The organism is Streptomyces sp. NPDC001851 (assembly GCF_040297165.1).
In the GTDB taxonomy this organism is placed as follows: Bacteria; Actinomycetota; Actinomycetes; order Streptomycetales; family Streptomycetaceae; genus Streptomyces.
This window is the reverse complement of record NZ_JBEOYR010000019.1, coordinates 71,430-88,030: the sequence shown is the minus strand read 5'-3', so window position 1 is coordinate 88,030 and position 16,601 is coordinate 71,430. Positions and strand designations below refer to the sequence as shown.

General features: G+C 72.4%; 11 protein-coding genes. 6 read left to right on the top strand and 5 right to left on the bottom strand.

Features of this window, described 5'->3' with window-relative positions:
• The first annotated feature begins 3 nt into the window (after positions 1-3).
• Complete coding sequence (locus ABT171_RS26705; RefSeq protein WP_351248023.1) at positions 4-1,287, top strand: MFS transporter; 1,284 nt, start codon at positions 4-6, stop codon at positions 1,285-1,287.
• Between the two features lie 98 nt (positions 1,288-1,385).
• Here the strand turns inward: ABT171_RS26705 and ABT171_RS26700 are convergent, their stop codons facing one another.
• Entirely contained in the window at positions 1,386-2,690 is a 1,305-nt protein-coding gene (locus ABT171_RS26700; protein WP_351248021.1) for a serine hydrolase domain-containing protein, read from the bottom strand.
• A gap of 366 nt (positions 2,691-3,056) precedes the next feature.
• Here ABT171_RS26700 and ABT171_RS26695 point away from each other — a divergent pair, with 366 nt between their 5' ends.
• Genes ABT171_RS26695 through ABT171_RS26675 form a run of 5 tightly spaced genes read left to right on the top strand, consistent with a single transcriptional unit; the run spans position 3,057 to position 10,420 of the window.
• Positions 3,057-4,319, top strand: coding sequence for a phenylacetate--CoA ligase family protein (locus tag ABT171_RS26695; protein ID WP_351248019.1), 1,263 nt, complete (start codon positions 3,057-3,059; stop codon positions 4,317-4,319).
• Entirely contained in the window at positions 4,316-5,593 is a 1,278-nt protein-coding gene (locus tag ABT171_RS26690; RefSeq protein WP_351248017.1) for an MFS transporter, read from the top strand. The genes ABT171_RS26695 and ABT171_RS26690 overlap by 4 nt, the downstream gene beginning before the upstream one ends.
• A complete protein-coding gene (locus tag ABT171_RS26685) occupies positions 5,590-6,729 on the top strand; it encodes a GNAT family N-acetyltransferase (RefSeq protein ID WP_351248015.1) in 1,140 nt (379 codons plus the stop codon). The genes ABT171_RS26690 and ABT171_RS26685 overlap by 4 nt, the downstream gene beginning before the upstream one ends.
• Positions 6,726-7,892, top strand: a complete 1,167-nt coding sequence (locus tag ABT171_RS26680; RefSeq protein ID WP_351248013.1) for a LuxE/PaaK family acyltransferase — start codon at positions 6,726-6,728, stop codon at positions 7,890-7,892. The genes ABT171_RS26685 and ABT171_RS26680 overlap by 4 nt, the downstream gene beginning before the upstream one ends.
• On the top strand, positions 7,889-10,420 hold the full coding sequence (locus tag ABT171_RS26675) for an acyl-CoA reductase (protein ID WP_351248011.1): 2,532 nt from the start codon (positions 7,889-7,891) through the stop codon (positions 10,418-10,420). Before ABT171_RS26680 ends, ABT171_RS26675 begins: the two co-directional genes overlap by 4 nt.
• Before the next feature lie 4 nt (positions 10,421-10,424).
• On the opposite strand, the gene ABT171_RS26670 is transcribed toward ABT171_RS26675, so the two are convergent.
• From ABT171_RS26670 to ABT171_RS26655, 4 genes are all read right to left on the bottom strand, one after another.
• The gene (locus tag ABT171_RS26670) at positions 10,425-11,228 is read right to left on the bottom strand and encodes an IclR family transcriptional regulator domain-containing protein (protein WP_351248009.1); all 804 of its coding nucleotides are present in this window, start codon (positions 11,226-11,228) and stop codon (positions 10,425-10,427) included.
• A gap of 61 nt (positions 11,229-11,289) precedes the next feature.
• On the bottom strand, positions 11,290-12,243 hold the full coding sequence (locus ABT171_RS26665) for a quinone oxidoreductase family protein (RefSeq protein WP_351248007.1): 954 nt from the start codon (positions 12,241-12,243) through the stop codon (positions 11,290-11,292).
• A gap of 295 nt (positions 12,244-12,538) precedes the next feature.
• Positions 12,539-14,782 (bottom strand): prolyl oligopeptidase family serine peptidase, encoded by a 2,244-nt coding sequence (locus tag ABT171_RS26660; RefSeq protein ID WP_351248005.1) that lies wholly within the window; start codon positions 14,780-14,782, stop codon positions 12,539-12,541.
• Entirely contained in the window at positions 14,758-16,539 is a 1,782-nt protein-coding gene (locus ABT171_RS26655) for an N-acetylglutaminylglutamine amidotransferase (RefSeq protein WP_351248003.1), read from the bottom strand. Before ABT171_RS26655 ends, ABT171_RS26660 begins: the two co-directional genes overlap by 25 nt.
• Positions 16,540-16,601: the final 62 nt, after the last annotated feature.

The window sequence follows — 16,601 nt, the reverse complement described above, 5'->3', positions numbered from 1 at the left end:
GCCGTGACCGTCCCCCTGGCCCTGGATCGCATAGGTATTCCCAAGTCCCTTTCCTGGGGATTTCTCGGTGTTCTCATCTTCATGATCGGTGACGGTGTGGAATCAGGATTCCTCTCGCCCTATCTGCTGCACGAGGGCATCTCCAAGGAACGCGTGGCCCTGCTGTTCACCGTCTACGGCGTCACGGCGAGCATCTCCGCCTGGTTCTCCGGAGCGCTCTCCGACCTGTGGGGCCCGCGCCGGGTGATGACGCTCGGCCTCGGCATCTGGGCCGCGCTGCAGGTGGCCTTCCTCGGCCTCGCCGTCCCGACGCACCACTACTGGCTGCTGCTGACCAGCTATGGTCTGCGCGGCTTCGGCTATCCGCTGTTCGCCTACGGCTTCCTGGTCTGGGTGACGGCGGTGACGCCCAGACACCGGCTCGGCTCCGCGGTGGGCTGGTTCTGGTTCGCCTTCACCGGCGGGCTGCCCACGCTCGGCTCGCTGCTCGCCAGCTTCACGGTGCCGTGGGTGGGCACGTACCGCACCCTGTGGTTCGCGCTGGCCCTGGTGGTGGCGGGCGGTCTGATCACCCTGCTCCTCGTGCGGGAGCCGACGGGCAGGAACCGGCTGGCGCCCACCGGTGAGCGTCCGGTGGCCACGCTGCTCGGCTCGCTCTCCATCGTCTGGCGCAGTCCGCGCATCGGAGTCGGTGCGGTGGTACGCACCATCAACACCGCGGCACAGTTCGGATTCCTGGTGTTCCTGCCCGTGTTCTTCACCGACACACTGGGCTTCTCGCTGACCGAGTGGCTGCGGCTGCTGTCGGCGATGTTCGCCACCAACATCTTCTTCAACCTGCTCTTCGGCCTGGTCGGCGACCGCCTCGGCTGGCAGCGCACCGTCGCCTGGTTCGGCGGGGTGGGCTGCGCGGTCACCACGCTGCTGCTCTACTACGGCACCGTGGCCGCCGGCGACGACTTCCCGCTGGCCATGGTCCTGGTGAGCCTCTTCGGCGCGACGCTCGCCGGTTATGTGCCGCTGTCCGCGCTGATGCCCTCACTGGCACCGGAGCACAAGGGGCAGGCGATGTCGGCGCTCAACCTCGGCGCGGGCGCCAGCACGTTCGTGGGCCCGGCCGTGGTCGCCCTCTTCCTCGGCCCGCTCGGCGTCCAGGGCGTGATGTGGATCTTCGCCGGGCTCTACCTGGCGAGCGCCGGCATGACCCTCTTCCTCACGCTGCCGGAGCACTCCGCCGCGGCCGGCGCCTCCCTGGTGCGGGCACCGGACCGTGCCGAGAAGGTGTAGCCGCCCGCCGGTGCGCACCGTTCCCCGCCCGGGGTGGGGAACGGTGCACGTGGGAGCCCTGCCCCGGGCGCGCATGCGCGCCCGGGGCAGGACCGGTTTCAGCGCAGGCCCTCGGCCCACGTCCCCGGCGCCAGGTCCACGGTGGGCAGCACCGTCCGGGGCGGCGCCGTCGCCGAGTGGGAATCGGCGGGCGGGGTCGCCGGGCACAGTGCGCGCACGACCTGGCGGTTGAGGGCGTCGTCGATCGGGCTGTCCTCGAACCCGGTACCGTCGGATTTCAGGCGCTCGTACTTCATGAGGTTCCAGCCCATGGCGAGTTGGCGCTTGCCGTCAGGGCTGGAGTAGACGAGGGTGCCGGCACCGAAGACCGCGCCGTCGTGCCCCCAGAAGCGCCCGCAGCCGCGGATGTCGACGCTGTAGATGCCCAGGCCGTAGTTCGCGCCGCCGCCCGTCGGGACGGTGCGCTGCATCTCCCGCAGGGCGGCCGGGCCGATCAGTTCGCCGCCCAGCAGGGCGCGGTAGAAGCGGTTGAGGTCGTCGGTGGTGGAGACGAGCGCACCCGCGGTGTACGCCCAGGACATGTCGTAGTCGCTGTAGTCGCGGGGCGGGTTGTTCAGGCCGTAGAACGAGTCGTACATGCGGGCGTGCGGGCCCTGGATGTACGGGGTGCGCGGGAACGAGGTGTGGTGCAGGCCGGCCCGGGCGATGACGTGGCGGGTGATGTAGGCCTCGGCGTCCTGGCCGGTCAGCTTCTCCAGGAGCAGCCCGGCGATGACGTAGTTGGTGTTGGAGTACGACCACTTCTCGCCGGGCTTGCCGGTGGCCGGGGCGGCCAGTCCGAGGCGGACCAGTTCCTCGGGACGGATGGAACGGAAGCGGTTCTCGTCGAGGCTGGCCGTCGAACCGTGGGCCAGCGAGGGGAAGGCGCCGGCGATGTAGTCGCCGATGCCGCTCGTGTGGTTCAGGAGCATCCGGACCGTGATCTCACGGCCGCGTTCGCCGGGGACCAGGTGGGGGAGGTAGTCGCCGATGGGCGCGTCGAGGCGGAGCCGGCCGCGTTCCACCTGCTGGAGGAGGGCGACGGAGGTGAAGGCCTTGCTGACGCTGCCCACCCGGTGGAGCATGCCCGGCCGGACGGGGCGGCGGGTGTCCACGTCCGCGACGCCGGCCGCGCCGGTCCACCGCTGGGAGCCGTCGCGTACGGAGGAGTAGATGCCGTACATACCCGCGTCATGGATGGCGCGGAGGCCGGAGTTGAGCGCCGCGTCGTCCAACTTCCCCTTGTTCGAGGACGATGCGGACGCCATCGAGGCCGGTCTGGTGTCCGCCTGTGCGACCGGAGCCGTGGCGGTCAGCACAAGCGTCGTACCCAGGACGGTTCCGACGAGCCGGAGTTTACGCAAGGGGTCCCCCTTCCCTGGGGTCCGGACCCCGTGTCCGGACCTCACCCGGCCATCGTCGTCGATCATGGATGCGGCCTACATCCTTCTTGCGGAGGATCATGGTGGCGCGCGCTACGACGTGAGACTTCAACGCACCGATATGCACGCCCAGCTGAATGTGATCGCCGTCTCCGCGACAGAAGGAACCCAAGGGCTCCGCAATACGTCCGCGAGGCGCGAACCCCTTTTCAGCCCTGGCGGGTTGGCGCAAATCCGTCCCGCATAGTGAGATATCCTGGTGCACCGGCCGCCCCGTTCGTCATGGGCGCCGCTTTTCCTCGCCGGTGATGTGCCGTCCCGGCGGGCCACGCCTTTGAGCAGGAATTGATGCCCGTTCAACGTTTTGCGGAACTCATATGTTTCGCCCGCAACAACTCGCCTTTCTACCGTGAGCTCTACACCGGACTTCCCGAGCGCGTCACCCGGCTCACGGATCTTCCCGTCGTACCCCAGGCCGATTTCTGGCGGGCCAATTCACCCCGCGACAACCGGCTGCTGACCGCCCCGCTGGACGAAGCGGTCGTCTTCCGCAGCGGCGGGACCACCGGGTCGCCGAAGTTCTCGTACTACACCCGCACGGAGTGGCGGGAGTTCACGACCGCGTTCGGTGCCGGGCTCGTCCGCGCCGGGCTGAAGCCCGGTCACCGGGTCGCGGACCTCTTCTACGCGGGCGACCTGTACGCCAGCTTCAGCTTCGTCCTCGACTCGCTGCACCGCTCTCCCGTGGCCAACGTCCGCCTGCCCATCGGCGGCGCGGCGCCCTGGGAGTCCACCGCGGCGACCCTGGAGGAGTTCCGGGTCCAGGTGGTCGCCGGTACCCCGACCACACTGTGCTCGCTCGCCGAGCGCCTCGGCTGTGCCGGCCGGACCCTGCCGGACGTGGAGCTGCTGTTCTTCGGCGGGGAGTGCCTCTTCGGCGACCAACTCCCCTTGCTGCGGGCCGCGTTCCCGAACGCCGAACCGCGTTCCCTGGGATACGCGAGCGTGGACGCCGGGCTCCTCGGCGAGGCCGTGCCCGGCGACGACCCGCGCGTGCACCGCGCGTTCACCCCGTACACGGCCGTCGAGATCCTCTGCGACGAGACCGACCGGCCCGTCGAGGCGAACGGCGTGCCGGGGCGGCTCGTCGTCACCGATCTGCGCAGGCGGCTCATGCCGGTGCTCCGGTATCCGGCGGGCGACCGGGCCGAGTGGGTCGACCGGGACACCGGTGTCTTCCGCATCCTCGGCCGCGCCGAGGAGGGCGTGCGGGTCGGTCCCGTCTCCCTCTACACCGAGGACGTCCATCACGTCGTCAACACCGCCGACGCCTCCGGCGAGGTGTCCGGGCTGCAGCTCGTCGTACGGCGGTGGGACGGCCGCGACGGGCTGGTGCTGCGCCTCGCGGTCGCCGATCCTGGCGAGGACCATGCCGCGCTGGGCGAGTCCGTCATAGCCGCGCTGCTCGCGGAGCGCCCCCTCTACCTGACCGCGACCGCCGCCGGGCACGTGAACCCGCTGACCGTCGAATGGGTGCGGCACCGGGACCTCGCGGTCAACTCCCGCTCCGGCAAGCTCATCCGCGTCATCGACGAACGGCCGCACGCGTGAGCCCGGCACCCGCGCGCGCACGGCGGCTGCCCCTCGTGCTGCGCAATCCGTCCTTCGGCCGGGTCTGGGCCGGTCAGCTCCTCACCCAGGCGGCGAGCCGCATGTTCCAGGTCGGCGCGGTCTGGTGGCTCGTCGGCTTCGCGGGCGGCGCGCACCGCGGCCTGGCCTCGGGTCTGTTCCTCATGGTGAGCACCCTGCCCGCGGTCGCGCTCGCTCCGGTGGTCGCGCGCGTCGTCGCCCGCTGCGCACACCGCACGGTGCTGGCCGGCGCGGCGGCCGTGGCGGGAGCGGTGGCGGGCACGGCGGCCGTCATGGCGTACTCCGGACTGCTGTCCATGCCCGCCGCCTACGCGGTGGGGCTGGCGCTGGCCGCCTGTCAGGCGGTGTTCGACCCGTGTCTGACCACCTCGGTGCCGGAACTCGTCGAGGACGCCGACATCGAGTCGGCCACCGGATTCGAGCTGTCCACCCAGTCCGTCGCGGGGCTGTGCGGCGGACTGCTCGGCCCGCTCGTCGTCGACGCGGGCTCACTGGCCGCCGTCGTCGCCGTGTGCGCCGCCGCGTACCTGCTCGCCGCCGTGCTGGCCGGCTCCACCCGCTTCCCGCGGACCGGGGCGGGGCACGAGGACACGGCCGGCCCGTCCCCGAGGCGGCGCACGCTGCGCCAGGTCCTGGCCGGTCTGCCGTTCATCCGCCGGGTGCTGGTCTGTTTCGCCGCCGCCAACGTCTTCACCACCGCGGTCTACGTCGTGATGCCGCTGTACACCCGGGAGGTGCTGCACGCCACCGGCTCGACCGTGGCCTCCCTGGAGGCGGCCCTCGGCGCGGGCACCCTGGTCGGGTCCTTCAGCGGCGGGCGGCTGCCCGGCCGCCCGGTCGCCGTCGGCAGTGTGTGTCTCGCGGTCATGGCCGCGGCCCTCGGGCTGCCGGGGCTGTTCGCCGGACACGCGGCGGCGGTCGTCTCGATGGCCGCCGCCGGCTGGTGCGTCGGTGTGATCGGCGTGCGGTTCGTCGCGCTGTTCCAGCGGCTGGTGCCCGCCGCCGACAAGCCGGGGTTCTTCGCGGTCATGCAGGCGCTGCTGGGCGCGACCTTCCCCGTCTCGTCGCTCGTCTTCGGCGCGCTGGGCGACCATCTGGCGGCCCGCACGCTGTGCCTGGTCCAGGGCGCGGGTCTGGTACCGGTGGCGCTGGCACTGTGGTGGCTGGGCCGCCGGTCCGACGCCGGGGCCCAGCGGACACCCGTCGTACCGGAGCCGGCGGGAGCGGCGTCGTGACCGCCGTCCTCTCCCCCGCCTCCGCCCAGGACATCGCCGAGCTGCGGCAGTTGTACTTCGAGGTGTACGGGCACGGCTATCCGGTGCCGCTGGGCAGCGACCCGGTGGTCATGCGCCGGCTGATCACCGACGGCACCGCGCACTGGCTGACCGCCCGCACCGCCGGCGGCGTCCTGGTGGGCTCCGCCGTCGTGGTGACCGAACCGGGCAGCCGCATCGGAAAGCTCGTCGGCCTCGCCGTACACCCCGGCCATCGCGGCGGCGGGCTCGCCTCCCGGCTGACCGGAGCGGTCTGCGCCGAGGCCTTCGCCACCGGCGGCCTCGACTCGGTGTACGCCACCGTCCGCCTGGTCACCGAGGGACCGCAGCACGTCGTCGTGCGCAACGGCTTCCGGCCGCTCGGCCTGCTGCCGAACGCCGTCGAGGTCGAGGGGTGCGAGACCCTCGCGCTGTTCGCCCGCTACGCCGACGGCGTGCTGGAACACCGCGCACCGGTGGCGAGCGTGCCCGAACGGCTGTCTCCGCTGCTGTCCGCCGTGGCCGCCGGCGTCGGCATCGACTACGCCGGCACCCGGCACGCCCCCTCCCGCCGCGCGGCGGGGGGCGCGGCCCCCGGTGCCGAGCCGATCGAGCTGATCACCGCCCCGGCCTTCGTGCGGCGCCGCTTCCTGGAGCTGTTCCCGGAGGCCGACGACCGCTTCTTCCCGCTGCACACGCCCAACGCGGTCCTGGTCGCCGCCGACGGCAGCTTCGAGGCGTACGCCGACCTGGACGCCGTAGCGGGCAGTTGTGCGCTCGTAGCCGTCCATCCGCGTCCGGCCGCGGTGGCCGGCGCGCTGGAAGCGCTGATGGCCGCGGTCCGCCGGGCCGGCGCGGACTACGCCGAGGCACTGCTGCCGCTGGCCGACACCGAGGCCCTGGAGGTCTTCCTCGCCTCGGGGTTCGTGCCGAGCGCGGTCTACCCGGCGATGCGCCGCATCCGCGACCGCCTCCACGACTACGTGGTGCTGTCGCGGACCAGCCGTCAGATCGACTTCCGCACCACCGCCGTCAGTCCGCTGCTGCAGCCGTACCTCGGCGCCTACCTGAGTGCCTGGACCGCCACCTATCTGCCCGTTCACGAGGTGTCCCGATGAAACCCCATCTCGCTCCCGTCGAGGTTCCCGACCCGGCGGAGCTGGCCCATGTGCAGCGGCTGTGCGACCTGGCCGAGCCGTACGCGCACGGCCCCGCCGCGGACGAGCTGTTCGCCGCCGCCATGGCGGAGACCAACGCCTGGCACGCCCGCCGCTCCCCCTTCTTCGCCGCCCTGCTCCAGGACCCGGCCGAGGCGCCCGCGCCCAGCGTCGGCGACGGGGTGCGCAGCCCGCTGGTGCCCGCCGCCTTCTTCAAGCGCCATGAGGTGCTCTCGATCCCGCGCGAGGAGGTGTTCCTGCATCTGACCTCCTCGGGGACGACGGGCCAGAAGTCGCAGATGTTCTTCGACGAGTGGACCATCCGCTCGGCCCAGCGCATGGTGGCCCGGATCTTCGACCACTACGGCTGGATCACCCCCGAGCAGCCGGTGAACTACCTGCTGTACAGCTACGAGCCGGCGCCCGCGCTGAAACTGGGCACGTCCTTCACGGACAACTACCTGTGCGACTTCGCCCCGGCCCGGCACACCACGCACGCCCTGCGGCACACCGGCAGCGGCCACGAGTTCGACGTGCACGGCTGCATCGCGGCGCTCCAGCGCTACGCCGAGGACGACGTGCCGGTCCGCATCCTGGGCTTCCCGGCGTTCCTGTACTTCACCCTGGAGCGGATGCGGGCGATGGGGCTGCCGCCGCTCACCCTGCCCGAGGGGTCGCTGGTGGTGCTCGGCGGCGGCTGGAAGGGCCACGCCGACCGGCAGATCGGCAAGGAGGCGTTCTACGCCGAGGTCACCGACCTGCTCGGCGTGCCGGGGGACCGCGTGCGCGACACCTTCGGCTCGGTCGAGCACTGTGTGCCGTACGTCGAGTGCGCGCACCACCGGCTGCACGTGCCCGTGTGGTCGCGGGCGGCGGTACGCGACACCGGGACGCTGCGCCCGCTGCCGTACGGCGAACGCGGATTCCTGCATCTGGTCAGTCCCTACATCACCTCCGTGCCCGCACACAGCGTGGTGATGGGCGACCTCGCGTCGCTCCACCCGGGCGGGGAGTGCCCCTGCCCGCTGTCCACCGACTGGTTCACCGTGCACGGCCGGGCCGGGGTGAGCCGCAACCGCAGCTGTGCGGTGGCCGCCGCCGAACTGATGAAGGGAATGTCGTGACCGCCTCCGTACTCCATCCCGTGTCCCGCCCCGGACTCCACCTCTGGCAGGGCGAGTTCGTCGACGAGGCCGAGGCCGGCCGGCGGCTCGCCGACCTGCCGGAGCTGGCCGCGCGGGTCCTGACGCGCCCGCTGCCCACCGAGGTGGTGCTCGGCGCCTGCGCCCTGGTCGGCCGTGACCTGGCCGATCCCGCCTCCGCCCTGTACGGCCGTCTCGCCGGGCACCTGCCCGCCGGTGAGGCCCCGGTCGTCCTGGCCGAACTGGCCGGCATGCTCACCCGGGAGGTGCTGGAGCGCAAGCTGCGGCGGGAACTGGGCGGCCTGCGCCCGGAGCGGCTGACCCGGCCGGACGCCCGCGAGACGGTGTACGAGGCCTGGGCGCCCGTCGGCCTGCTGGTGCACATCGCGCCGGGCAACGCCGCGGCCGTGGCACCGCTGAGCGTCGTGGAGGGGCTGCTGGCGGGCAATGTGAACGTGCTGAAGACCAGCAGCTCCGACTCGGCTCTCGCCCTCGACCTGCTGGCCGCGATCGGTGCGGCCGATCGCTGCGGACTGCTGGCCGAACGCGTCATCGCCCTGCGCTTCCCCTCCTCGCGCCGCGCCTGGCTGGAGGCGCTGTGCGGGCAGGCCGACGCGATCGCGGTGTGGGGCGGCGAGGACGCGGTGCGCGCGGCGGGCGAACTGGCGCCGTCCGGCTGCCGGGTGGTCGAGTGGGGCCACCGGATCTCCTTCGCCTATCTGACCCGGCGGGCCGCGTCCGACGACGGTGTCCTCGACGCGCTCGCCGAGGACGTCTGCCGGCTCGAACAGCAGGCGTGTTCCAGCCCGCAGGTGGTCTACCTCGACACCGAGGACACCGATGAGTTGTCCGGGTTCGCCGGACGGTTCGCCGAGCGGCTCGCGAAGGTGTCCGCCGAGCGGCCGGCGTCCGCTCCGCCCGGTCCGGCGGAGCAGGCCGAGATCACCACCGTGCAGCAGCTCGCCCGGCTCGAACAGCACCTGGGGCTGACCCGGGTGTTCGCCGCCGAGGACGGTTCCTGGCGGGTACTGGCCGACACCCGGCCCGCGCTCGACGCGTCGCCGCTGTACCGCACCGTTTGGGTCAAGCCCCTGCCCCGGCACGCGGTCACCGCGACCCTCCGCCCCATGCGCCGCTATCTGCAGACGGCGGCGGTCGGGGGCGACCGCGCGGACGTGGCCGCGCTGTCCCGGGCGCTGTTCGCGGCGGGTGTCACCCGCGTCACCCCGGTCGGCTCCATGCTGGACGGCTACGAGGGCGAACCGCACGACGGGGTCTACGCGTTGCAGCGCTACAGCCGCCGGGTGAGCGTGCGCGCCGCGGACGCCGGATTCCGCACCGTGGCCTGCCTGGACGATCTGGTGGCTCCGCCGGTGCTGCCCACCGCGCCGGACGCGCCGCTGCTCGGCAAGGAGGGCGTACAGCACGCGCTCGCCGCCCTGGACCCACGCCACGCGCAGCTGTACTTCCGCAGCGGAGGTTCCACGGGCGCGCCCGCGCTGTCGGTGTTCACCTGCGACGACTACGACAACCAGATGCGCGCCGCGGCGGACGGACTGCTCACCGCGGGCTTCGACCCGGCCCGCGACCGGGCGGCCAACCTGTTCTACTGCGGCGGGATGTACGGCAGTTTCATCAGCTTCTTCTCCATCCTGGAACGGCTGAACGCCACCCAGCTGCCGATCGCCGCGGGCCCCGACCACGCCGCGGTGGCCGAGGCCCTGGTCACCCACCGGGCGGACACCGTCTTCGGCATGCCGTCCTACCTGTGGCAGCTGTTCCACGCCGAGGCGGACCGGTTCCGCTCCTACGGCGGCATCCGCAAGGTCTTCTACGGCGGCGAGCACTTCACCGCCGAACAACGCAGGGTGCTCACCGACGAGTTCGGGGTGGAGGTGATCCGTTCCGCGGCGTACGGCAGCACCGACCTGGGGCCGCTGGGCTACCAGTGCGCGTCCTGCGGCGGCTCGGTCCACCATGTGCTGACGGACCTGCACACGCTGGAGATCCTCGACCCGCACGAGGACCGGCCGGTGGCGCCGGGCGAGCCCGGACGGCTGGTGTTCACCTCCCTGGCGCGGTCCGGGCAGCGGCTGGAGCGCTACGAGATCGGTGACCTGGGCCGGGCGGTGCAGGGGCCGTGCCCGTGCGGCAGCCACGTGCCCCGTCTGGAACTGCTCGGGCGCTACGGCGACGTCGTCCGCGTGGGCACGTACTTCGTCAACTACCGGCGCGTCGTCCGGGCGTTGGAGGAGCGGCTCGGCTACCACGGCGAGGTACAGCTGGTGGTGGCCCCGGGAGCCGGGCGTGAGCGGCTGACGGTCCGGCTCGACGAGCAGTACGCACCGGGTCCGGAGGCCGTCCGGGGCGCTCTTGCCGCCGAGGTGGCGGAGCTCGCCGCGGCCGAGACGGAGGGGCTGTTGTCCCTCGCCGTGCAGACCGCCCGTCGGGAGGAGTTCGAGCGCACCGCGACCAGCGGCAAACTGCGCACGGTCGTCGACCTGCGCTAGGTGATCAGTCGGCCGACCAGGCTCCGCCGAGCCGGCTGAGCCTGGCAGCCGCCGTGATGGTGGCGTGGATGTAGCGCTGGGGGGCTTCCGGCATGACGTCGGCGGGCTTGAGCAGCAGGACCGCCCCCCAGATCGCACCGTCCCAGATGACGGGGGCGGCGATGGAGTTCCACTTGGCCATGCACTCCTCGCGTCCCAGGGCGTAACCCTGGTCGCGGATCTCGGCGAGTGAGGCGAGCAGTTCGCCGCCGTCCCGGATGACGCCGGGTCCCGCTTCCTGCGGGACCGGGTCGGCGGCGACGCGCTCCTGGATCTGCGCGGGCAGGTAGGCGAGGATCGTCCGGCCCGAGGCGCCGGTGCGCAGCGACCGTGTGACGGAGAGGACGTCGCGCGGTGTCATGCCGAGTTCCACGAGGTCGGAGTCCCCCACCGCCATGTCCAGGCACTGTCTGCCTGCTATGCCGAAGGGGGCCCTCATGTACAGGAAGACCAGACCGCTGTCGGTCGCCTCCCGCAGGCCCCGCAGCACGTGGGTGGCCTCGTGACCGGAGAGTTTGTCCTCGGAGAGTGCGTGGAGCCCCAGGTCGGCGACCGTGCTGCCGAGCTGGTACAGGCCGCGGTCGACCCGGACGAAGGTGCTGTTGTAGGTGCCGGCGGTCAGCATGCGGCTGGTGGTGGAGTCGTCGAGATCGGCGGCTTTGGCGATCGCGGACAGCCGGTGGGCACCGGGCCCCAGAGTGATGAACGCCTGCTGCACTCGCATGAAACGGTCGGCGTATCCGGTCCCGCTTCCGCGCTGCCCACTCATCAGCCGTACCCCCTTCGTCCCGCCCGCGCGCCCCTCCGTGGGAACGCGGTCGGCACCAAGACTATGGCGTGACCGTATCGAGGCTGAACTTGCCCGTACCGAGCCTGTTGTTGAGCATGCTGTGCGCCTTGGCCGCGTCGGCCAGCGGGAAGGTGCCGCCGCCGACGATCTTGAGCGTGCCGTTGCCGACGGCGTCGAAGAGCACCCTCATGGACGCCGACAGCGGGAGCGTCCGGTCGGTGTACAGGTGGGGGAGCCAGAACCCGGCGGCGGTGACGGACTTCTGGAGCAGTGTGCGCACGGGGACGTCGGCCAGCTCTCCGCCGGCGAAGCCGTACACGGCGAGCCGGCCGCGCGGAGCCAGCACGTCGAGGGTCTGGTGCAGCGTCCTGCCGCCGGTCATCTCCAGCGCGGCGTGCACCGGCCCTCCTGCCGCGTCCAGGATCCGTTCCGCCAGGCCGTCCGGGTCGGAGGAGTCGACGGCTGCCGCCGCCCCGAGTTCCAGGGCCAGCCGGCGCTTCTCGGCCGTGCCGGCGAGAGCCACGACGCGGGCGCCCACCCGGTGCGCCAGCTGCACGGCGAGCGAGCCCACGCCTCCGGCCGCGGCGGGAATGACGACCGTCTCCCCCTTGGTGACCCGCGCGACCGAAAAGAGGAGGTGGTACGCGCTGTTCCCCTGCAGCGCCAGCGGCATCGCCTGTTCGTCGGTGAGGTCGTCCGGGATCTCCCACTGCAGCCTGCGGTGCACGGCGGCCTTCTCCGCGTAGCCGCCGCCCTGCGTCAACGCCACGACCCGCTTGCCGTCCGGCGTGGTGCCGACCACCTCGTTGCCGGGGATGTACGGCAGTGCGACCGGAGCGAGGTAGGTGTTTCCACGAACGTGGACATCTGCGTAATTAACACCCGCCAGCTTCACATCGAGCAGGGTTTGTCCACGCGCGGGCTCGGGGTCGGGAACCTCTTCCAGCCGCAGAACCTCAGGGCCGCCGAATTCCCTCATGACAATCGCGCGCACGGTACTCCTATCGACACGGGCCGGATGCGTACGCGGACAGGCTAGGGCATCCCCACACCGCTTCCGGCCTGGGACCCGTGCCTCGTACACATTTCTCACCAGCCGAGGAACGACCCTTCATTTCTCACTCGACGAGAATGTTTATTCTCGAACTTCTCGCGAGATGAGAAAGGGAATGGGCGAGTTGCCTTCTCCCCTTTCAAAGAGCCATAGTGATCCCGCCCTCCTTTCTGCCGGGCAGGTTTCCGACGGGGGATCTGACGGAACGGCCCGGCAGCACGGGGGAGGAGGGCACTCATCGTCCGGTCAGGTGCCGCTGCAGCCAGTCGGCGGCGGCACGCCGGAAGAGCCGCCGGTTGTCGGCGCGTAGGAAGTCGTGCCCCTCCTCGCGCAGCGTGAGCAGCTCGGCGGTCACACCCCGTTCGCGTGCCGCCCGCACGAACTGCTCCGACTCCCCCGGCGGCACATTGGTGTCGTGCTCCCCGTGCACGGCGAGCACCGGCGCGCGCAGCGCGTCGATACGGCTCATCGGTGACAGGGAATGCAGCAGTTCGCGGTCGTCGACCGGGTGACCGTACTTGTTGGCCGCCGACTGGGCGATCCAGGGTTCGGTGCCCTCGAAGAACGTCGCGAAGTCGGACATGCCGCACACCGCCACGCCGGTGCGGAAGAGGTCCGGGTGCCAGACCAGGGACGCGAACGTGAGATAGCCGCCGTACGAGCGGCCCATGACCGCCAGCCGGGCGGGATCGGCCGGGCCGGCCACCACCGCGTGGGCGGCGCAGTCCGCCACGTCGTCGATCGCCGCGAACCGGCCCCTTCCCAGGTCCGCGTCGACGAACGACCGGCCGTATCCGGACGATCCGCGTACGTCGGGTGCGAAGACGTCCAGTCCTCGCCCGAGGATCTCGTGGTACAGCGGATCGAGGACGGGGCGCTCCTGGTCCTCGGGGCCGCCGTGCAGATGGATGACGCAGGGCGCCGGCTCACCGGGGCCGCGACCCGGTGCGCGGTAGTACCAGCCGTTCAGCGGCAGCCCGTCCCGTGCGGTCGGACGGCGGTGGACCGGTCGTACGGGCGGGCGGCCCGGGGGAACGGCGTCCTCGTCCCGTGACGACCAGGGGGTGCGTACCGAGGTCACGCCCTCGGGAAGCCACCAGATGCCGGGGCGCCGCCGGGAGCCCGACAGGGCCAGCAGCAGCCGGGGGCCGGCGTCCACGATGCGGGTGACCACCTCGTGGGGCAGGGGCACGGGCCGGGACGGACCGGTGGCGGGCCCGGCCGTACCGGACGGGTCCGTGTCGCGGACCTCCACCTCGCTCATGCCCCGGACGTTCCAGGCCAGCACGGCGGCACTGCCGTCGTGGACGCAGCGCAGCAGCTCCAGGTCGCAGTCCTCGCGCGACGCCCCCACGGACCAGCCGCGCGGCAGTCCCTCCTCGTCGAGTCCGGCGGCGAGCAGGACCGCGAACTCCCGGTGGGCGTTGCTGCGCAGCCACAGGGTGTCCGCACGGGGCGAGAAGCTGCCGATCCACGGGTCGCCGTCGGCCACCGGCACCACACAGGTCGTCACGTGGTCGGTGGTGCGCAGGACGACGGCCTCGCGCCGCCCGCGGGGCCCCCGGCGCAGCAGCACCAGTCCGCCGTCCCGGCTGAGATCGCACACGCGGAGCGTCGCCGCGTCCTGCTCGGTGGCGAGCAGGACGGGGGCGGCCACGCCGTCGGGGTCGATGAGATAGGCGGACAGCCCGTCGCCGAAGCCGGCCTCCGGGGCGATGTGCGCCTCCCCCGGCGCGCCCCGTTCCCGCGTGTCGACGGTGCCGGGGGGTGACGGCACTCCGAGTCCGGGGTCCGCCTGGGGTGCCGCCCCGAGGAGTTCGGCACCGCCCATCCGGCCCTGCCAGTGCTCCGGCAGGCGACCGGCTGCCGGAGCGCCGGCGGGGCCGGGCTCTGCCATGGTGTCCAGGGCGGGTACGGCGGTGGGGACCGCGACGGTGACCGCGACCGCCGATCCGTCGTGCGCCCAGCAGCCCAGGTGGGCGGAGCTGCCCGGCTCGGCTCCGGCCAGGATGTGCCGGTCGGTGCCGTCGGGGCGTACGCACAGCACCCGCGTGTGCTCACCGCCGCCGGGAGCCACCGTATAGGCGATCCAGCGGCCGTCGGGCGACCAGGCCACCTCCCGGACGGGGTCGGGGCCGTCGTCGAGCAGACGCACCGCGTCGCCGTCGACGGGGCCCGTCCACAGCTGGGGTACACCGCCTCGGTCGCAGATGAAGGCGACCTGTGTGCCGGCCGGGTCGGCCGAGGGGTACCAGCAGCCGTGCGCGATGAGCCGTGTCGTGGCGTCGCGTGGCCCGGAGGCGTCCGGCAGGGGGATGCGGGCGGGTGCGGCGAAGGAGGTGCCGTGGCCGTCCGGGCCCGGTGGAGGCGAGTCGGCGGTGGGAGGCGCGGCGGCGGGCCGCTCGGCAGCGGGCCGGTCCGTGCCCGGCGTGCGCTCGGTGAGGAGTTCCCCGGTCAGATTCCGTGCGTCTGCAGCCATATCTCCAGCAAAGCCACTTGCCACAGCGCGTTCGCCCCGCGCTGGGTACGGTGTCGGTCGGGGGCCGCCAGCAGTTCGCGGACGTAGGAGTCCTGGAAGAGCCCGCGCCGCTTCGCCTCCGGGGCGCCCAGTGCCTCGCGCACCCTTTCCAGGACGGGTCCGGCCAGGTGGGTGATGGCCGGGACCGGGAAGTAGCCCTTGGGGCGGTCGACGATCTCGTGGGGCAGCAGTTTGCGGCCGGCCTCCTTCAGGACGCCCTTGCCGCCGTCGGCCAGCTTCAGCTCCGGCGGGCAGGCGGCCGCCAGCTCCACCAGCTCGTGGTCCAGGAAGGGCACCCGGGCCTCCAGGCCCGAGTCCATGGTCATGTTGTCGACCCGCTTGACCGGATCGTCCACCAGCATGACATGCGTGTCGAGCCGCAGCGCGGCGTCCAGCGCGGTCTCGGCGCCCGGCGCCGCCATGTGCTCCCGGACGAGCCGGCCGGAGACGTCGTCCCGGGGCAGCATGTGCGGTTGCAGCATCGCCGCGAGGTCGGCGTGCGGCCGGTCGAAGTACGTCTCGGCATACCTGTCCGGTTCCTCCTCGCGGGCCGCGGAGGCGAGGCGCGGATACCAGTGGTAGCCGGCGAAGACCTCGTCGGCGCCCTGCCCGCTCTGGACGACCTTCACATGCCTGGCCACCTCCTGGGACAGCAGATGGAACGCGACCACGTCATGGCTCATCATCGGCTCGCTCATCGCCAGGACCGCCGCGTCCAGGGCCGTCGACACCCGCCGCGAGGGAACCACCAGCTGGTGGTGGTCGGTGGCGAACTCCCTGGCGACCAGGTCGGAGTACCGGAACTCGTCCCCCTCGTCGCCGCCTTCCGACTCGAAGCCCACGCTGAACGTCGCCAGGTCCCGCTGCCCCTCGTCGGCCAGCAGCGCCACGATCAGGCTGGAGTCCAGCCCTCCGGAGAGCAGCACACCGACCGGCACATCGGCCACCATCCGCCGGCGTACGGCGGTCCGCAGGGCGTCCAGCACCGCGTCCCGCCACTCGGCGGGGCCCATACCCGTGTGCTCGGGGCGGCGTGTGTACGACGGCTGCCAGTAGCGGTGCTCCGCGTAGGTGCCGTCCGGTTCGACGATCCGCACGGTGGCCGGGGGGAGCTTGCGCACCCCGTTCAGGACGGTGCGGGGTGCGGCGACGGTCGCGTGCCAGCTGAGGTACTGGTGCACGGCGGCCGGGTCCAGCGAGGTGTCGACGTCCCCGGCCGCGAGCAGGGCGGGCAGCGTCGAGGCGAAGCGCAGCCGCCCGGGGGTCTCGGCCAGGTAGAGGGGCTTGATGCCGAGCCGGTCGCGCACCAGGATCAGCCGGCCGGTCCGGTGCTCGACGAGGGCGAAGGCGAACATGCCGTAGAAGCGGTCGACGCAGGCGGTCCCCCACTGCTGGTACGCCTTGAGGACGACCTCGGTGTCGGAGGTGGACCGGAACCGGTGGCCGCGGGCCTTGAGTTCCCGGCGCAGCTCGGCGTAGTTGTAGATGCATCCGTTGAAGACGCCGGTCAGCTCCTGCCGGTCGTCGGTCATCGGCTGCGCGCCGTGCTCGGAGAGGTCGATGATCTTCAGCCTGCGGTGCCCGAGCGCCACCGCGTCCCGCGACCAGATCCCGTGACCGTCGGGACCGCGGGAGGCGAGCCGTTCACTCATGCGCTCGACGGCCGCCAGGTCGGGCCGCGTGCCGTCGAAGCGCATCTCCCCGCTCAGGCCGCACATCCGCGACCACCTCCCCACGGCGCGTACCGGTCGCGTGGGCTGCGCGGCGGTGCGGTGGGCGC